The following is a 14,755-nucleotide window of genomic DNA, read 5'->3' on the forward strand; positions in this document are numbered from 1 at the left end:
CGATGCAAGGCCGGCGGCGACGCCGGTCCGAGAGCATAGAAGCAGTGATCAACACGCCGCCCTCGATGTCTCAAGGGGCGGCGTTGTCGTTTGAAGAGGCGGTGCGTTTTAGCGCCGCGCGCGACAATTCGCCTCGCGGGGCGAGGCGCGCGTTGCGCGTATCGTCGCGATCAGCGTCCGATGGGAACGCCCGACGTTTGAATCCAGCCCATCCAGTGAGCGAACAGGATGAAAAGGAAGAGCGAGATGGATAGCCCGACGCGCGCGGCGAGCGACCACACCATCCGCTTCGTCCTGCCCCGGTCGGTCATCATGAAATAGAGCGCCGAGCCGAGGCTGCCGATGATAAGGATGAATGCGATAGCAACGAAGATGTGCATGAAACCAGCCAGCGATTTTGCTCAGGAACGACGGTGAGCAGTATGAATTTGGACTATCTCATTATCTCACTCGACGGAACCCGGCGTGTAGCGGCCGGCCGGATGCCGACGGTTAGGCGTTCGGCATGAAGATCCGGTTCTGGCCCGCGCTCCTGATTCTGATCGTCGTCGCGATCACGGTGCGCCTCGGCTTCTGGCAGCGCGACCGCGCGCATCAGAAGGAAGCGCTCAACGCGCAGATCGTCGCGTTCGAGAATGCGCCCGCGCGCGAAGTCGGCGTCGAGCCGATGCCGCTCAAGTCGATCGAGTTCCATCGCGTGGAGGCGCGCGGCGAGTTCATGCCAGAGCGCGTCGTGTATCTGGACAATCGTCCCTATAACGACCAGCCAGGCTTTTATGTCGTGATGCCGCTTAAACTCGAGGGCGGCGGCTATGTGCTCGTCAATCGCGGATGGCTGCCGCGCAACATGGCGGACCGCACGGGCATCGAGCCGTATGAGACGCCGAAAGGCGTCGTCGAGGTGAAGGGGATCGCGCGCGCGAATGCGTCGCAGGCGTTCGAACTGGGCAGCGGCGGATCGGCTGCGCACAAGGAGATCCGCCAGAACCTGGATATCGGATCGTACGCGGCCGAAACCGGGCTGGCGTTTCAGCCGTTCGTGATTCAGCAGACGAACGATACCGGCGACAGGCTCGTGCGCGACTGGCCCGCGCCGACGCTCGGCGTCGAGCGCAATTACGGCTACATGTTCCAGTGGTGGGGCATGGCGGCGGCGGCCATCGGGTTTGGCCTGTACGCCGCGCGCCGCGCCGCGAAGAAGCGCGATGCAACCGACATAGGCAGCGAATCCGACGATGAAGCCGAGCATCACGCCTGAACACTGACGAACAGAGACACATTTTCACCGATGCAATCACAACGCTCCGCTGCCACCGACAAGACACGCACGCAGCAAGGAAACGCGAAGAAAGGCTCCTGGATCAGCGGCCGCTGGATGCTTTTGCTGCTCGCGCTCGTGTGCGCGGCGCCGGTGATCGCGTCGTATCTGATGTACTACGTGTTCAAGCCCGCGGGCGGCACATCGAGCTACGGCACGCTGATCGATCCGCAGCGCCCGATTCCGGCGCAGCTCGTCGTCACCGATGAAAAAGGGCAGACCCTGCCGTTCAAGTCGCTCGAAGGCAAATGGCTGATGATCACCGTCAACGGCAGCGACTGCGACGAGCAATGCGCGACGCGCCTCTATTTCATGCGGCAAGTGCGCGTGTTGCAGAACGCCGAGCGCGAGCGCGTCGTGAACGTGTGGCTGCGCACCGATGACAAGCCGGTCGCCGACGTCATCAAGTCCGCGTATCCGCAGCCGGACACGCGCATGCTCGTCGCCGACGAGAAGGCGATCGCGGCGTGGCTGCCGGTGAATGACGGCACAAAGCTCACGGATCACATCTTTCTCGTCGATCCGAACGGCAATCTGATGATGCGCTTCCCGAAAAATCCCGATCCGAAGAAGATCAACGGGGATGTGGCAAAGCTCCTGAAGTGGTCGCGCATCGGCTAAAGCGCGGCTAAAACGCGGCTAATACGCGGTTTGAAGGTTAAACATGAGTTATGTATTGCAACTGGGCCTGATCGGCATCTGCATCGCGCTGCTGCCGCTCTCGTACGTATGGGTGAAGGCCGATGACGACAAGTTCAGGAAACTCGTCTGGCTGACCACTTTCCTGACGCTCGATCTCATCATGTTCGGCGGCTTCACGCGTCTGACCGATTCCGGCCTCGGCTGCCCGGACTGGCCCGGCTGCTACGGCACGTCGTCGCCGTTCATCGCCCATGCGCAGATTTCAGCCGCGTATCAGGCGATGCCGACCGGTCCCGTCAGCATGGTGAAGGCGTGGATCGAGATGCTGCATCGCTATTTCGCGATGGCGATCGGCGTGCTCATCATCGCGCAGGTGATCATCGCGTGGACGGCGCGCATCAAGAAGCGTCCGCTGCACGTGTCGCCGTGGTGGCCGACGGGCATTCTGCTGCTTATCCTGCTGCAAGGCGCGTTCGGCGCGTGGACCGTCACACTGAAGCTGCAACCGGTGATCGTCACGACGCACCTGCTGCTCGGACTCGCGCTACTCGGCGTGCTCGGCTGGCTGGCGGCGCGCATGACGCCGATTCCATCGCTCGACTCGGTTTCGAATGCCGCCGCCGCGCGCTGGATGCCGGCCGCGGCATTCGGCTTGCTCGTGCTCGTCGTGCAGATCGCGCTCGGCGGCTGGGTCAGCACGAATTACGCGGTGCTCGCGTGCACGGACTTTCCGCTGTGCAACGGCCAGTGGGTTCCGCCAATGAATTTTGAGCACGGCTTTCATCTCTGGCGCGCGCTCGGCATGACCGGCGACGGTGACGTGATCTCGCAGGACGCGTTGGTGGCGATTCACTGGACGCATCGCACGTTCGCGGTCGTCGTCGTGATTTATCTGCTGTGGCTCGCGCTGAGACTGCGACGTTTCGAATCGCTGCGAAAGCCCGCAAACGGCGTATTGTTGATGATCGTCCTTCAGTTCCTGACGGGCATGTCGAACATCGTGCTGCAGTGGCCGTTGCCGGTCGCGGTGGCGCACAACGGCGGAGCCGCGATCCTGTTGCTGCTACTCGTTATGCTAAACTTTCGAATCTCTTCCAGCCGTCCCGGCCGCGCCGCAGTTCCCGCGCGCGACGTCGTTTCAGCGTGACTCCACATCATGGATAGCACGACACTCAACTCCCCACTCGGCAGCCGCGCATCGCAGTATCTCGCGCTGACCAAGCCGCGCGTCACGCAGCTCGCCGTTTTCTGTGCCGTCATCGGCATGTTTCTGTCCACGCCCGGCATGGTGCCGTGGGACAAGCTGATCGGCGGCGCCGTCGGCATCTGGTTGCTGGCCGGCGCGGCATTTGCAATCAATTGTCTCGTCGAGCAAAAAGTCGATGCAAAAATGCGCCGCACCGCGTGGCGACCGTCCGCGCGCGGCCAGATCACGTCCACGCAGATTTTGACGTTCTCAGCATTGCTCGGCGGCATCGGCATGTGGACGCTCTACACGTTCACCAATCCGCTCACGATGTGGCTCACCATTGCCACGTTCGTCGGCTACGCGGTCATCTACACGCTGCTGCTCAAGCCTTACACGCCGCAGAACATCGTGATCGGCGGTGCGTCGGGCGCAATGCCGCCGGCGCTCGGCTGGGCCGCGGTCACGGGACACGTGCCCGGCGACGCATGGATTCTCGTGCTGATCATCTTCGTGTGGACGCCGCCGCATTTCTGGGCGCTCGCGCTGTATCGCCGCAAGGATTACGAGAACGCCGGCCTGCCGATGTTGCCGATCACCCACGGCGAGAAGTACACGCTGCTCAACATCTTCCTCTACACGCTCGTGCTGTTCGCCGTGACGCTGATGCCGTATATCTCCGGCATGAGCGGCGTCGTGTATCTGGCGAGCGCGATCGCACTCGGCGCGGGTTTCATCGGCTACGCGTGGAAGATGTATCGCGACTATTCCGATGCGCTCGCGCGCAAGACCTTCCGCTATTCGATCGTGTACCTGTCGCTGCTGTTCGGCGCGCTGCTCGTCGATCACTACGTGCGTACGGTGATCGGCGCATGACGGCCATTCTTCGTCGCATCTTCGCGCTGCTGTTTTTCGCGGCGCTGCTTTCGGCGTGCGAGAAAGCCCCGGATTTCAAGAATCTCGACATCACCGGGAACAAGCAATTCGGCAGCGATTTCGCCTTGCCCGATACACACGGCAAGACGCGCACGCTCGCGGACTTCAAGGGCAAGGCCGTGGTGCTGTTCTTCGGCTATACGCATTGCCCCGACGTGTGCCCGACGACGCTCGCCGAGCTCTCCCAAGCGATGCAGCAACTCGGCGACAAAGCGAAAGACGTGCAGGTGCTGATGGTCACCGTCGACCCGGCGCGCGACACGCCCGATCTGCTCGGTCAGTACGTGGCGGCGTTCAACTCGTCGTATGTCGGTCTGCGGCCCGCCGACGATGCGCAACTCGCGAAGCTCGCCAAGGACTTCCGCGTCTACTATGCGAAGTCGCAGGGCAAGACGCCCGACGACTACACGATGGATCACACCGCCGCGAGCTACGTGTTCGACAAGGACGGCAAGCTGCGTCTCTTCGCGCGCGACGGGCAGGGCGTCGAGCCGTGGGTTCACGACCTGAAGATCTTGATCGACTGATCGCGAAAGTGGCCCGAACGGGCCACTTCTTTTTTCAGCCGTCCAGCGACTGCTCAGGCAGATTCAGACCCGGCGCGAGCCGCGTCGCCTTGAATTCGATGATGTCGTAGTGCGCGAGCCCTTGCTGCGCGAACGGATCTTCCGCGACGATCGCATCTAGCCGATCGCGCTCGATGCCTGACGCCACGATGACGCCGCCATCCCGCGGCACCTTCGGTCCCGCCATCACGAAGACGCCCGCCGCGAAATAGCGCTCGAGATAGGCGCGATGCGCTTCGAGCGCGTCGTCGATCTCGGCAAGCGCGCCTGTGTAGCGAAGATTGATGACGTACATGGTGAGATGCGCCTCCGGCTCGCGAGATTTGTGATGTTCTGTTGTTGATTCTAGCCGTACCCCGTGGCAGCGGATATTCACATGAGCAATCTGTATTTCACGTCGCACCAATGCTGTGCGAACATCCGTCACCCGGTCTGATCATCGATCGGAGACGAATCAGGCAATCCAGCAAGCACGCATCATCGAAACAGGAACACCATGCAGCGCAGAAATTTGCTTAAAGCCATTACCGCAGTCGCGGCCTCCGCCGCGTTGTTCACGAGCCTCGCCGCTCACGCCGACGACAAGGTGATCAAGGTCGGCACCATCAGCGGCCCTGACGCGCAAATCTGGCAAGTCGTGCAGAAGGTCGCGAAGCGCGAAGGGCTCAACGTGAAAGTGATCGAGTTCAACGACTACGTGCAGCCGAACGCAGCGCTCGACGCCGGCGATCTCGACGCAAACAGTTTCCAGCATCAGCCGTATCTCGACAGTCAGATCAAGCAGCGCGGCTACAAGATCGTCAACGCGGGGCTGACGTATATCTCGCCGCTCGGGGTCTATTCGAAGAAACTGAAGTCGCTCAAGGATCTCCCGCAAGGCGCGAAGGTCGCGGTGCCGAACGATCCGTCGAACGAGAATCGCGCGCTGTTGCTGCTGCAAGCGCAAGGCGTCATCAAGCTGAAGGCGGGCGCGGGCGCGAACGGCAACAACGCGACGGCGCTCGACGTGGCGGAGAATCCGAAGAAGATCAAGCTCGTCGAACTCGACGCCGCGCAATTGCCGCGCACGCTCGCCGACGTCGATGCCGCCGCGATCAACACGAACTTCGCGCTTGCCGCGGGCCTGCAGCCGACGAAGGACGCAATCGCGCTCGAAGACGTGCATAGCCCGTACGCGAACCTGATCGCGGTGCGCGCGAAGGACAAGGATCAGCCGTGGGTGAAGAAGCTGGTTGCGGCTTACCAGTCGGAAGATGTCCGCCAGTTCCTGAAGAGCGAGTTCAAAGGCTCGGTCGTGCCTTCGTTCTGAATGTCATCGCTTGAGTTTCGAAACGGCGTCCTGCGGGACGCCGTTTTCCTTGGCGCAATCAGTCGACGCAAATCTGCTGCAACTGCCGCTGCCAAAGAATGCCCGTGCTCCCCTCCTGCACCGGCGTGAAACCGGTTCGCATGAAGAGTCCGCAGAAATCTTCGTAGGGCTCGTCCAGCCGGCAGATCACCTGTTCGTAGCGAGCGCCGTGCGCGAAGTTCGTGCACGCCGCGACGAGCCGCTCGCCGAGTCCGCGACGCCGCGCGCCCGGTTCGACGAACAACATGTCGATGCGTGCGCGGCTTTCGGAGTCCGCAGTAAGTATCGCGGCACCGACGCGCGTCGCGTTGTTCTGCTCCGCCACCCAACACGCGATGCGCGGGGTGTTCGCCTGCATCTCCGCGAGAAAGTTCGCGACCATGTTCGCCGCCCATGCCTCGCTGACCAGCTTCGGCCGCTCGCCGCTATATAGATGCGCCTGGCGCTCAATCATCCAGCCGAAGTCTCCGGCGCGCGGGCCGCGCAGTCGCGTTTCTCCTTCGGCGTTCGGCGGCGAGAGCAGACGCTCGACGTCCGCCATTGCCGTGCAGAGCTGATCGATTTCGGCAGCGGTCAGCCGCTTGAGCAGCGCGGCGGCCTCGGCCGATACGTGCAGATCGATCTCATCGACCTGGGCTTTCGCTTCGGGCGTGATATGAAGCAGATGCGCTCTGCCGTCCGATTCGTTCTTTCGCCGTACCACGAGGCCGTTCTTCTGGAAATTGTTGATCAGGCGACTGAGATAGCCCGTATCAAGTCCAAGGTTGCGCGATAAATCGGCCGCCGTGGCAGCCCGGTCTTGCGCCAACTCATGCAGGATGCGAACTTCAGTTAACGAAAAGCAGCTTTTATGGAGCCGCTCGTGGAGTGCGCCGGTATGGCGTGCATAAAAACGGTTGAAACGGCGCACCGCTTCGACGGCCCGGCTCGGATCGGAACTGCCCATCGCTCTAGTCTCTCGTTTTGTTGAAATTAATTCTGAATCCGAATTAATACATGCATTGTGCCAAAGAAGAACGACCGTGCGAATACGAAAATGCCCGAAAAATGGGTTATCAGGCAATTAAGGAACCAATTCGGCAAGTGGACTACTGTACGGGTAAGTCCCAATAGCAGACATGTTCCGAATCGAGCCGCTAAACATTTTTTAACTCATTGATTTAGCGAGAAATTTGACGTTCGTCCTGAGACGCCGCTTTAGCGTTGACTGGTATTATGTTGGTTATATAATGGGCTCCACTTCTGAGGTGAGACCTTTCGATGGAGCATCGCTGGCAGGACCTGACACCCGACGCGCGGAGCGACACGCCGCTCTATCTTCAGTTGGCGTCGCGCCTCGCCACGGCGATCCACGCGGGCAACTGGTCGGCTGGCGAGGCGCTGCCGTCCGAGCGCACGTTGTCGGAAGGTGTGGGCGTGTCGCGGATCACCGCGAGAAAGGCCATCGCGCTGCTGGTCGAGCAAGGTCTGATCCGGCGCGTACGAGGCGCGGGCAGTTTCATCACGCCGCGCGTCGAAGATCCGCTTTCCCGTCTCACCGGTTTCACGCGAAAGATGGAGCAGCGCGGCTTCACGCCCGATTCGATCTGGCTAGAACGCGGACTGCGCGCAGCGAATCGCGATGAAACCGTGCGCCTCGGTCTGGCGCCGGGCGCGGCTGTTGCAAGCCTGAAGCGGTTGCGGCGCGCGGACGGCATCGTGATGGCGGTCGAGCATTCAACGTTGCCGGTCGCCGCGGTGCCCGATCCACTCGCGATCGGCGCTTCGCTCTACCGGTATCTGGAGGCGCGCGGGCTGTCGGTGGTGCGCGCGTTGCAGCACTTTCGCGCGGTGAACGCCGGCGCGGAGATCGCGCGGCTCATGGGCGTCGCGCCGCGTGCAGCGCTGCTCGTGATCACGCGCATCGGCTATTCGGCGGATCAACGCGCGATCGAATTGACGGACACCTACTGTCGCGACGACTACTACGACTTCGTCGCGGAACTGCATCGATAAGCGTCGGCACAGACGCGCTTAATCCGGACGCATCAAGAGAGCAAACAGAGAACGAGAGGACCCAAGGACGCCGTTCGCTTCTTTCGCGACGAAAGCCTGCTCGCAGCACGGCGCGGACGGCACTGAACCTCATCCATGCATCGCGTACTTCCAGAGAAATTCATGCTGAAAGGAAACATACTCACGACCGATGGCTGGATCCACGGCACGGTCCGCTTCGAGAACGGCCGCGTGACGGCGCTCGAAGGACATATCGCCGATCCGCTCGCCAACGACGCGCCCTACATCCTGCCGGGCTTTATCGATCTGCACGTTCACGGCGGCGGCGGCCGCGACATCATGGAAGGCGGCGACGCGGCGGACACCGTTGCCCGCCAGCACGCGCAGCACGGCACGACGAGCCTGCTCGCCACCACGATGACCGCGCCGCGCGACGAACTCATGAGCGTCGTCGCGGGTCTCGGCGAACAGGCCAAACACCGCGCGGCGGGCGGCGCGCGCATGCTCGGCGTGCACCTGGAAGGTCCGTACATCAATCCCGGCAAGCTCGGCGCGCAGCCGGACGCGGCCGCCGTCGCGGTGCGCGACGAAGTGCTGAAGTATCTCGATCTCGCGCCGATCCGCGTCGTCACGATCGCGCCGGAAATCTCCGGTCATCTCGACATTATTTCGGACCTCGCGGCGCGCGGCGTGCGTGTGCAGCTCGGCCATTCGCTCGGCACATACGACGACGCCGTGAACGCGCTCAAGCACGGCGCGCGCGGCTTCACGCATCTGTTCAACGCAATGTCGCCGCTGCATCACCGCGACCCGGGCATGGTCGGCGCGGCGCTCGCGCATGCCGAATACGCGGAACTGATTCCTGATCTGCTGCACGTTCATCCGGGCGCGATTCGGGCCGCGATGCGCGCGATTCCGCGTCTCTACGTCGTGACCGACAGCACCTCGGCGGCCGGTATGCCCGACGGCGAATATCGCCTCGGCAGCCAGCACGTCACGAAATGCATGGGCGGCGTGCGCCTCGCGGACGGCACGCTCGCCGGCAGCACCCTGACGATGGATCAGGCCCTGCGCAATCTCGTCTCGCTGGGCATTCCGCTCGCGGACGTCTCGAATCGCCTGTCGCGTTTCCCCGCCGACTATCTCGGACTCGAAGACCGCGGCCGCATCGCGCGCGGCGCTTGGGCCGATCTCGTCGTGCTCGACCGGGAGCACGCGCTGACCGCCACGTACGTCGAAGGAGAATCAATTGTCGAATATGCTTAATGAGGCGCTCGAGTCCGCCGACGTCGTCGCGGCCCAGCTCGCCGATACCTCGCGCATCGAAGAACTCGCGGAAAAGCTCAAGGAACAGCCGCGCAATGTCGCGCTCACGGTCGCGCGTGGCAGTTCCGACCACGCCGCCAGTTATTTCGCAAGCCTGACGATGAGCCGCATCGGCGTGCCGGTCGCATCGCTGCCGATGTCCGTCGCGACGTTGCAGCAGGCGCCGCTGCGTGTCTCGGGCCAACTGGCCGTCGCGTTCTCGCAGTCGGGCAAGAGCCCCGATCTCGTCGGCACCATGCAGGCGCTGCGCGACGCGGGGGCGTTCACCGTCGCGGCCGTCAACGTCTCCGGTTCGCCGCTCGAAAGCGCGTGCGAATACTTCCTGCCGCTGCTCGCCGGTCCCGAACTGTCGGTTGCCGCGACCAAGAGCTATATCGCGATGCTGTCGCTTTCCGCGATCGTGATCGCGCACGTTCAGCGCGACGTCGAATTGCTGAAGGCGCTCGATTCGCTGCCCGAGAAGCTGCGCGCCGCCGGCAAGCTCGACTGGACGCGCGCCGTCGACGAACTGAAGAGCGTCGATCGCATGATCGTGATCGGGCGCGGCCTCGGCCTCGCCATCGCGCAGGAAGCCGCGCTCAAGCTGAAGGAAACGTCGGGCATTCAGGCCGAAGCGTTTTCCAGCGCGGAAGTGCGTCACGGTCCGATGGAGATCATCGACCGCGACTATCCGCTGCTCGTATTCGCGCCGCGCGGGCCGGAGCAGGCGGGTCTCATCCAGCTTGCCGCCGATATGCGTGCCCGCGGCGCGCGCGTGCTGCTCGCAGCCCCAGCCGACGTCGCCGAAGCGGAACTGCCGCTCGTCGCCACGGACCATCCCGCGCTCGATCCGATCGCCGCGATTCTTTCGTTCTACGTGATGGCCGCGGGTCTGGCCGCCGCGCGCGGGCGCAATCCCGACGCGCCGCGCCACCTGAACAAGGTCACCGAAACCCATTGAGTGAGATAGCCGATGCGCCGTGCCGAGGAGTCACTGTTGAACCATTCCATCGATAACCCGAACGACGTCGTGCTGCTCGCGCCGTTCACCGGTCCCGTCGTGCCGCTCGCCGACGTGCCGGATCCCGTGTTCGCCGAGGGCATGTTCGGCGACGGCATCGGCATCGATCCGCTCGATAACGTGCTCGTCTCGCCCTGCGACGGCACCATCACGCATCTGGCGCGCACGCATCACGCCGTGACGCTGCGCACGAAGGAAGGCGCCGAGATTCTCGTGCATATCGGCATCGACACGGTCGAGCTGGGCGGCAAGGGCTTCACGCCGAAGATCCAGCAAGGCGCGACGGTGCGCGCGGGCGAGCCGCTGATCGAGTTCGATGCGGATTTCGTCGCGCAGCACGCGCCGAGCCTCGTTTCGGTAATCGCGATCGCCAACGGCGATGCCTTCGATGTCATCGATCGCGCCGGCCGCGGCGTGCTGAAAGCGGGCTCGCGCCTGCTGGTTCTGCGCGCCAAGGACGGCGAGAAAGCCGAGACGGCGCGCGCGGGCGCGGTCGTTCTCGACGAAGCGCGCCGCAGCCTGACGCTCTCCCATGCGGGCGGCCTCCATGCGCGTCCGGCGGCGCGGGCACGCGAAGCTTCCCGCGGTTTCGACGCGAAGGTCGAAGTGCGCTACGAAGGCAAGAAGGCGCCGGTGGAAAGCGTCGTCGGCCTGCTCGGCCTCGGTGCGGGCGAGGGCGCGACCATCGAGCTCGTCGGCATCGGCGTGCAGGCGCAACAGGCGGTCGAAGCGGTCGCGGTGGAATTGCTGCGCGCGGCGCAAGGCGAAGTCGAAGAATCGCCCGCGCGCGAGAAGTCGCCCGCGCCGGTCGTGCAAGCCACGCGAACGGGCGAGCCGTTGCCGCCGAACACGCTCGCGGGCGTGTGCGCGGCGCCGGGCATCGCGATCGGCAAGCTGGTGCGCTGGGACGATCAGGAAATCGTGCCGCCGGAACAGGCGAGCGGCGCGTCGGCGGCGGAAAGCCGCGCGCTCGATAAAGCCATCGCCCAGGTCGATGCCGAACTCGGCGAAACCGTGCGTACCGCGTCGCAGCGCGGCGCGGTCGGCGAAGCGGGCATTTTCGCGGTGCATCGCGTGCTGCTCGAAGATCCGACGCTTCTCGACGCCGCGCGCGATCTCATCAGCCTCGGCAAGAGCGCGGGCTTCGCATGGCGCGAGGCGATCCGCGCGCAGATCGCGCTGCTCTCGAACGTGCAGGACGAACTGCTCGCCGAGCGCGCGGCCGATCTTCGCGACATCGAAAAGCGCGTGTTGCGCGCGCTCGGCCTCAACAACACGGCGGCGCTCGAGTTGCCTCAGGAAGCCGTGCTCGCCGCCACGGAATTCACGCCGTCCGATCTGTCGTCGCTCGACCGCACCCGCGTCACCGCGCTCGTGATGGCGCGCGGCGGCGCGACCTCGCACGCGGCGATCATCGCGCGGCAGATCGGCATTCCGGCGCTCGTCGCGATCGGCGATGCGCTGCACGCGATTCCCGAAGGCACGCAAGTCGTCGTCGATGCATCGGCGGGACGCATCGAGCATGCGCCGACCGCGCTCGACGTCGAGCGCGCACGCAACGAGCGCGAGCGGCTCGCGGGCGTGCGTGAAGCGAACCGCAAGCTGTCGCGCGAAGCGGCATCGACGAAGGATGGCCGCGCGATCGAAGTCGCCGCGAACATCGCGACGCTCGACGACGCGAAAGCCGCCGTCGAAAACGGCGCCGATGCGGTCGGACTGTTGCGCACCGAACTGCTGTTCATTCATCGCCAGTCGGCGCCGACGGTCGCGGAGCACGCGCAAAGCTATCAGGGCATCGTCGATGCCTTGCAGGGCCGCACCGCGATCATCCGCACGCTCGATGTCGGCGCGGACAAGGAAGTCGATTATCTGACGCTGCCGCCCGAGGAAAATCCGGCGCTCGGGCTGCGCGGCATCCGGCTCGCGCAAGTGCGCCCCGATCTGCTCGATGACCAGTTGCGCGGCCTGCTCGCCGTGAAGCCGGCGGGCGCGCTGCGAATCCTGTTGCCGATGGTCACCGATTCCGGCGAACTGCAGCGCTTGCGTGCGCGCATCGACGAACTGGCGCGCGAAGCGGGCCGCACCGATCCGGTCGAAGTGGGCGTGATGATCGAAGTGCCGTCGGCGGCGCTGCTTGCCGACCAACTGGCGAAATACGCCGATTTCCTCTCGATCGGCACCAACGATCTCACGCAGTACACGCTCGCGATGGACCGTTGCCAGCCCGATCTCGCCGCGCAATCCGACGGCCTGCATCCAGCCGTGCTGCGTCTCATCAAGGCGGCGGTGCAGGGCGCGGAGAAGCACGGCAAGTGGGTCGGCGTGTGCGGCGCGCTCGGCGGCGATCCGGTCGCGGCGCCCTTGCTCATCGGACTCGGCGTGACGGAATTGTCGGTCGATCCGGTGTCGGTGCCCGGCATCAAGGCACGCGTGCGCAATCTCGATTACCAACTGTGCCGTCAGCGCGCCGAGGATTGCCTCGCGCTCGAATCGGCTCAGGCAGTAAGAGCGGCAAGCCGCGAAATCTGGCCGCAGGACTGAACGTCTTCCCTGCAGCCAGCTTCACGGATGCCTTTTCAGCAATCCCCGAAGCAGCAAAGACAAGACCTATATTTTTTGGAGAACCCGATGGACGCCAACCCGTTTGCAAAGATGCAGCGACTAGGCCGCGCGCTGATGCTGCCGATCGCCGTACTACCGGTGGCCGGCCTGCTTTTGCGTCTCGGCCAGCCCGATGTCTTCAACATCAAGATGATCGCCGACGCCGGCGACGCGATCTTCACCAATCTGCCGCTCTTGTTCGCGATCGGCGTGGCGGTGGGCTTCGCGAAGGACAACAACGGCACGGCGGGTCTCGCCGGCGCGATCGGCTACCTCATCGAAGTGGCCGTGATGAAGGACATCAACGACAAGCTCAACATGGGCGTGCTGTCGGGGATCATCGCCGGTATGGTGGCCGGCTATCTGTATAACCGATACAAGGACATCAAGCTGCCCGAGTATCTGGCATTCTTCGGCGGCAAGCGCTTCGTGCCGATCGTGACAGGCGTCGCGTGTCTGGTGCTCGGCATCGTCTTCGGCTACATCTGGCAGCCGGTGCAGGCGGCCATCGACGGCGCGGGCAACTGGCTGACGACCGCCGGCGCGCTCGGCACCTTCGTGTTCGGCGTGCTGAACCGCATCCTGCTGGTTACGGGTCTGCATCACATCATCAACTCGCTCGCGTGGTTCGTGTTCGGCTCGTTCACGCCGCCCGACGGCGGCGCGATCGTGCACGGCGACCTGCATCGCTTCTTCGCGGGCGACAAGACGGCGGGCGGCTTCATGACGGGCTTCTTCCCGGTGATGATGTTCGGTCTCCCGGCCGCGTGCCTCGCGATGTTCCATGAAGCGCCGAAGGAGCGCCGCGCGATCGTCGGCGGCCTGCTGTTCTCCATGGCCCTGACCGCATTCCTGACGGGCGTGACCGAGCCGATCGAATACTCGTTCATGTTCCTGGCTCCGGTGCTCTACGGCATCCACGCAGTGCTGACGGGCCTGTCGCTCGCCATCTGCTCGGCGCTCGGCATCCACCTGGGCTTCACGTTCTCGGCGGGCGCGATCGACTACGTGCTGAACTACGGTCTGTCGCAGCGCGGCTGGCTGGCGCTCGTGGTCGGTGCGGTGTACTTCGTCATCTATTACGGCCTGTTCCGCTTCTTTATCCGCAAGTTCAACATGGCGACGCCGGGCCGCGAGCCGGCCACGACCGACGCCGAAACCGACGTGGCGCAAACCGTCGATGGCGGCCTGATTCCACCCCTGCCCGGCGCGGCAGCAGCCGTGTCGAACACGCGCGCTGCGAAGTACGTCGCGGCGCTCGGCGGCGCATCCAATCTGACGCTCGTCGATGCCTGCACGACGCGTCTGCGTCTGTCGGTCGTGGATTCGGAGAAGGTGTCGGAGCCGCAGTTGAAGAGCATCGGCGCGCGCGGCGTGTTGAAGCGCGGCGCGACCAACGTCCAGGTGATCATCGGGCCGGAAGCCGATCTGATCGCCGATGAAATCCGCAGCGAACTCGAGCATTCGTCGACGCGCGGCGCAACGCCCGCATCGTCGACGCCGGCGCAACCGGTCGCGGCAGCGGTGAGCGGCGACCAGACGCCCGGCCCGCTCGATCCGGACCCGTTCCGCTGGCTCGCGGTGTTCGGCGGCGCGACCAACGTGGTATCGCTCGACGCGGTTGCGCAGACGCGCCTGCGCGTGGTCGTGCGCGATCCGTCGTCGGTGGATCGTCAGCGTTTGTCGTCGCTGGATGTGGCGTGGGTGTCGGCGGATACGTTCCACATCGTCGTGGGCGCGGCGGCGCAGCGCTATGCGGCGCAACTGTCCACGCGCTTGTCCGGCAACGGCGGCGGCGCTGCACCGATGCCTGCCTGAGGCGGTAATCGAAGCTCGA

Annotated in this window: 14 protein-coding genes; 11 read left to right on the plus strand and 3 right to left on the minus strand. The window is 64.3% G+C overall.

Annotation, left to right across the window (positions count from 1 at the left end; all coding sequences use genetic code 11):
• Positions 1-170: 170 nt before the first annotated feature.
• Entirely contained in the window at positions 171-380 is a 210-nt protein-coding gene (locus tag LDZ23_RS00990) for a twin transmembrane helix small protein (protein WP_008351753.1), read from the minus strand.
• 125 nt (positions 381-505) lie between these two features.
• Between LDZ23_RS00990 and LDZ23_RS00995 the strand changes: the two genes are divergently transcribed.
• Genes LDZ23_RS00995 through LDZ23_RS01015 form a run of 5 tightly spaced genes read left to right on the plus strand, consistent with a single transcriptional unit; the run spans position 506 to position 4,609 of the window.
• Positions 506-1,258 carry an SURF1 family protein gene (locus LDZ23_RS00995; RefSeq protein WP_008351751.1) on the plus strand — a complete coding sequence of 251 codons (753 nt, stop codon included), beginning with the start codon at positions 506-508 and terminating at the stop codon, positions 1,256-1,258.
• Positions 1,259-1,288: 30 nt separating this feature from the next.
• Entirely contained in the window at positions 1,289-1,939 is a 651-nt protein-coding gene (locus LDZ23_RS01000) for an SCO family protein (RefSeq protein ID WP_008351749.1), read from the plus strand.
• Positions 1,940-1,982: 43 nt separating this feature from the next.
• The gene (locus tag LDZ23_RS01005) at positions 1,983-3,107 is read left to right on the plus strand and encodes a COX15/CtaA family protein (RefSeq protein ID WP_008351746.1); all 1,125 of its coding nucleotides are present in this window, start codon (positions 1,983-1,985) and stop codon (positions 3,105-3,107) included.
• A gap of 9 nt (positions 3,108-3,116) precedes the next feature.
• Positions 3,117-4,022, plus strand: coding sequence for a heme o synthase (gene cyoE, locus LDZ23_RS01010; protein ID WP_008351745.1), 906 nt, complete (start codon positions 3,117-3,119; stop codon positions 4,020-4,022).
• Positions 4,019-4,609: an SCO family protein gene (locus tag LDZ23_RS01015; RefSeq protein WP_008351744.1), complete on the plus strand. Its 591-nt coding sequence runs from the start codon at positions 4,019-4,021 to the stop codon at positions 4,607-4,609. The genes cyoE and LDZ23_RS01015 overlap by 4 nt, the downstream gene beginning before the upstream one ends.
• A gap of 34 nt (positions 4,610-4,643) precedes the next feature.
• On the opposite strand, the gene LDZ23_RS01020 is transcribed toward LDZ23_RS01015, so the two are convergent.
• On the minus strand, positions 4,644-4,943 hold the full coding sequence (locus tag LDZ23_RS01020) for a YciI family protein (RefSeq protein ID WP_008351743.1): 300 nt from the start codon (positions 4,941-4,943) through the stop codon (positions 4,644-4,646).
• Positions 4,944-5,144: 201 nt separating this feature from the next.
• On the opposite strand from LDZ23_RS01020, the gene LDZ23_RS01025 reads away from it, so the two are divergent.
• A complete protein-coding gene (locus LDZ23_RS01025; protein WP_008351742.1) occupies positions 5,145-5,957 on the plus strand; it encodes a MetQ/NlpA family ABC transporter substrate-binding protein in 813 nt (270 codons plus the stop codon).
• Positions 5,958-6,015: 58 nt separating this feature from the next.
• On the opposite strand, the gene LDZ23_RS01030 is transcribed toward LDZ23_RS01025, so the two are convergent.
• Entirely contained in the window at positions 6,016-6,942 is a 927-nt protein-coding gene (locus LDZ23_RS01030) for a bifunctional helix-turn-helix transcriptional regulator/GNAT family N-acetyltransferase (protein WP_008351741.1), read from the minus strand.
• A 314-nt stretch (positions 6,943-7,256) separates the two neighbouring features.
• Here LDZ23_RS01030 and LDZ23_RS01035 point away from each other — a divergent pair, with 314 nt between their 5' ends.
• The 5 genes from LDZ23_RS01035 to nagE all read left to right on the plus strand — a co-directional run bounded on the left by LDZ23_RS01035 (position 7,257) and on the right by nagE (position 14,736).
• Complete coding sequence (locus LDZ23_RS01035; protein WP_008351740.1) at positions 7,257-7,991, plus strand: GntR family transcriptional regulator; 735 nt, start codon at positions 7,257-7,259, stop codon at positions 7,989-7,991.
• Positions 7,992-8,153: 162 nt separating this feature from the next.
• Positions 8,154-9,257, plus strand: coding sequence for an N-acetylglucosamine-6-phosphate deacetylase (gene nagA / locus LDZ23_RS01040; RefSeq protein ID WP_008351739.1), 1,104 nt, complete (start codon positions 8,154-8,156; stop codon positions 9,255-9,257).
• Positions 9,250-10,257 carry an SIS domain-containing protein gene (locus tag LDZ23_RS01045; RefSeq protein ID WP_008351738.1) on the plus strand — a complete coding sequence of 336 codons (1,008 nt, stop codon included), beginning with the start codon at positions 9,250-9,252 and terminating at the stop codon, positions 10,255-10,257. Before nagA ends, LDZ23_RS01045 begins: the two co-directional genes overlap by 8 nt.
• Positions 10,258-10,269: 12 nt before the next feature.
• Positions 10,270-12,858: a phosphoenolpyruvate--protein phosphotransferase gene (gene ptsP / locus LDZ23_RS01050; protein ID WP_008351737.1), complete on the plus strand. Its 2,589-nt coding sequence runs from the start codon at positions 10,270-10,272 to the stop codon at positions 12,856-12,858.
• Positions 12,859-12,945: 87 nt separating this feature from the next.
• Positions 12,946-14,736 (plus strand): N-acetylglucosamine-specific PTS transporter subunit IIBC, encoded by a 1,791-nt coding sequence (nagE, locus tag LDZ23_RS01055; protein ID WP_008351735.1) that lies wholly within the window; start codon positions 12,946-12,948, stop codon positions 14,734-14,736.
• The last annotated feature ends 19 nt before the right edge of the window (positions 14,737-14,755 follow it).

The sequence above is a fragment of the Caballeronia zhejiangensis genome (assembly GCF_022879815.1).
Classification (GTDB): Bacteria; Pseudomonadota; Gammaproteobacteria; order Burkholderiales; family Burkholderiaceae; genus Caballeronia; species Caballeronia zhejiangensis.

Coding starts and splice junctions, on each gene's coding strand:
- nagE (WP_008351735.1), top strand. CDS start 12,946: ATGGACGCCAACCCGTTTGCAAAGATGCAGCGACTAGGCCGCGCGCTG.
- LDZ23_RS01005 (WP_008351746.1), top strand. CDS start 1,983: ATGAGTTATGTATTGCAACTGGGCCTGATCGGCATCTGCATCGCGCTG.
- LDZ23_RS01020 (WP_008351743.1), bottom strand. CDS start 4,943: ATGTACGTCATCAATCTTCGCTACACAGGCGCGCTTGCCGAGATCGAC.
- cyoE (WP_008351745.1), top strand. CDS start 3,117: ATGGATAGCACGACACTCAACTCCCCACTCGGCAGCCGCGCATCGCAG.
- LDZ23_RS01015 (WP_008351744.1), top strand. CDS start 4,019: ATGACGGCCATTCTTCGTCGCATCTTCGCGCTGCTGTTTTTCGCGGCG.
- nagA (WP_008351739.1), top strand. CDS start 8,154: ATGCTGAAAGGAAACATACTCACGACCGATGGCTGGATCCACGGCACG.
- LDZ23_RS01000 (WP_008351749.1), top strand. CDS start 1,289: ATGCAATCACAACGCTCCGCTGCCACCGACAAGACACGCACGCAGCAA.
- LDZ23_RS00990 (WP_008351753.1), bottom strand. CDS start 380: ATGCACATCTTCGTTGCTATCGCATTCATCCTTATCATCGGCAGCCTC.
- LDZ23_RS01035 (WP_008351740.1), top strand. CDS start 7,257: ATGGAGCATCGCTGGCAGGACCTGACACCCGACGCGCGGAGCGACACG.
- LDZ23_RS01045 (WP_008351738.1), top strand. CDS start 9,250: ATGCTTAATGAGGCGCTCGAGTCCGCCGACGTCGTCGCGGCCCAGCTC.
- LDZ23_RS01030 (WP_008351741.1), bottom strand. CDS start 6,942: ATGGGCAGTTCCGATCCGAGCCGGGCCGTCGAAGCGGTGCGCCGTTTC.
- LDZ23_RS01025 (WP_008351742.1), top strand. CDS start 5,145: ATGCAGCGCAGAAATTTGCTTAAAGCCATTACCGCAGTCGCGGCCTCC.
- LDZ23_RS00995 (WP_008351751.1), top strand. CDS start 506: ATGAAGATCCGGTTCTGGCCCGCGCTCCTGATTCTGATCGTCGTCGCG.
- ptsP (WP_008351737.1), top strand. CDS start 10,270: ATGCGCCGTGCCGAGGAGTCACTGTTGAACCATTCCATCGATAACCCG.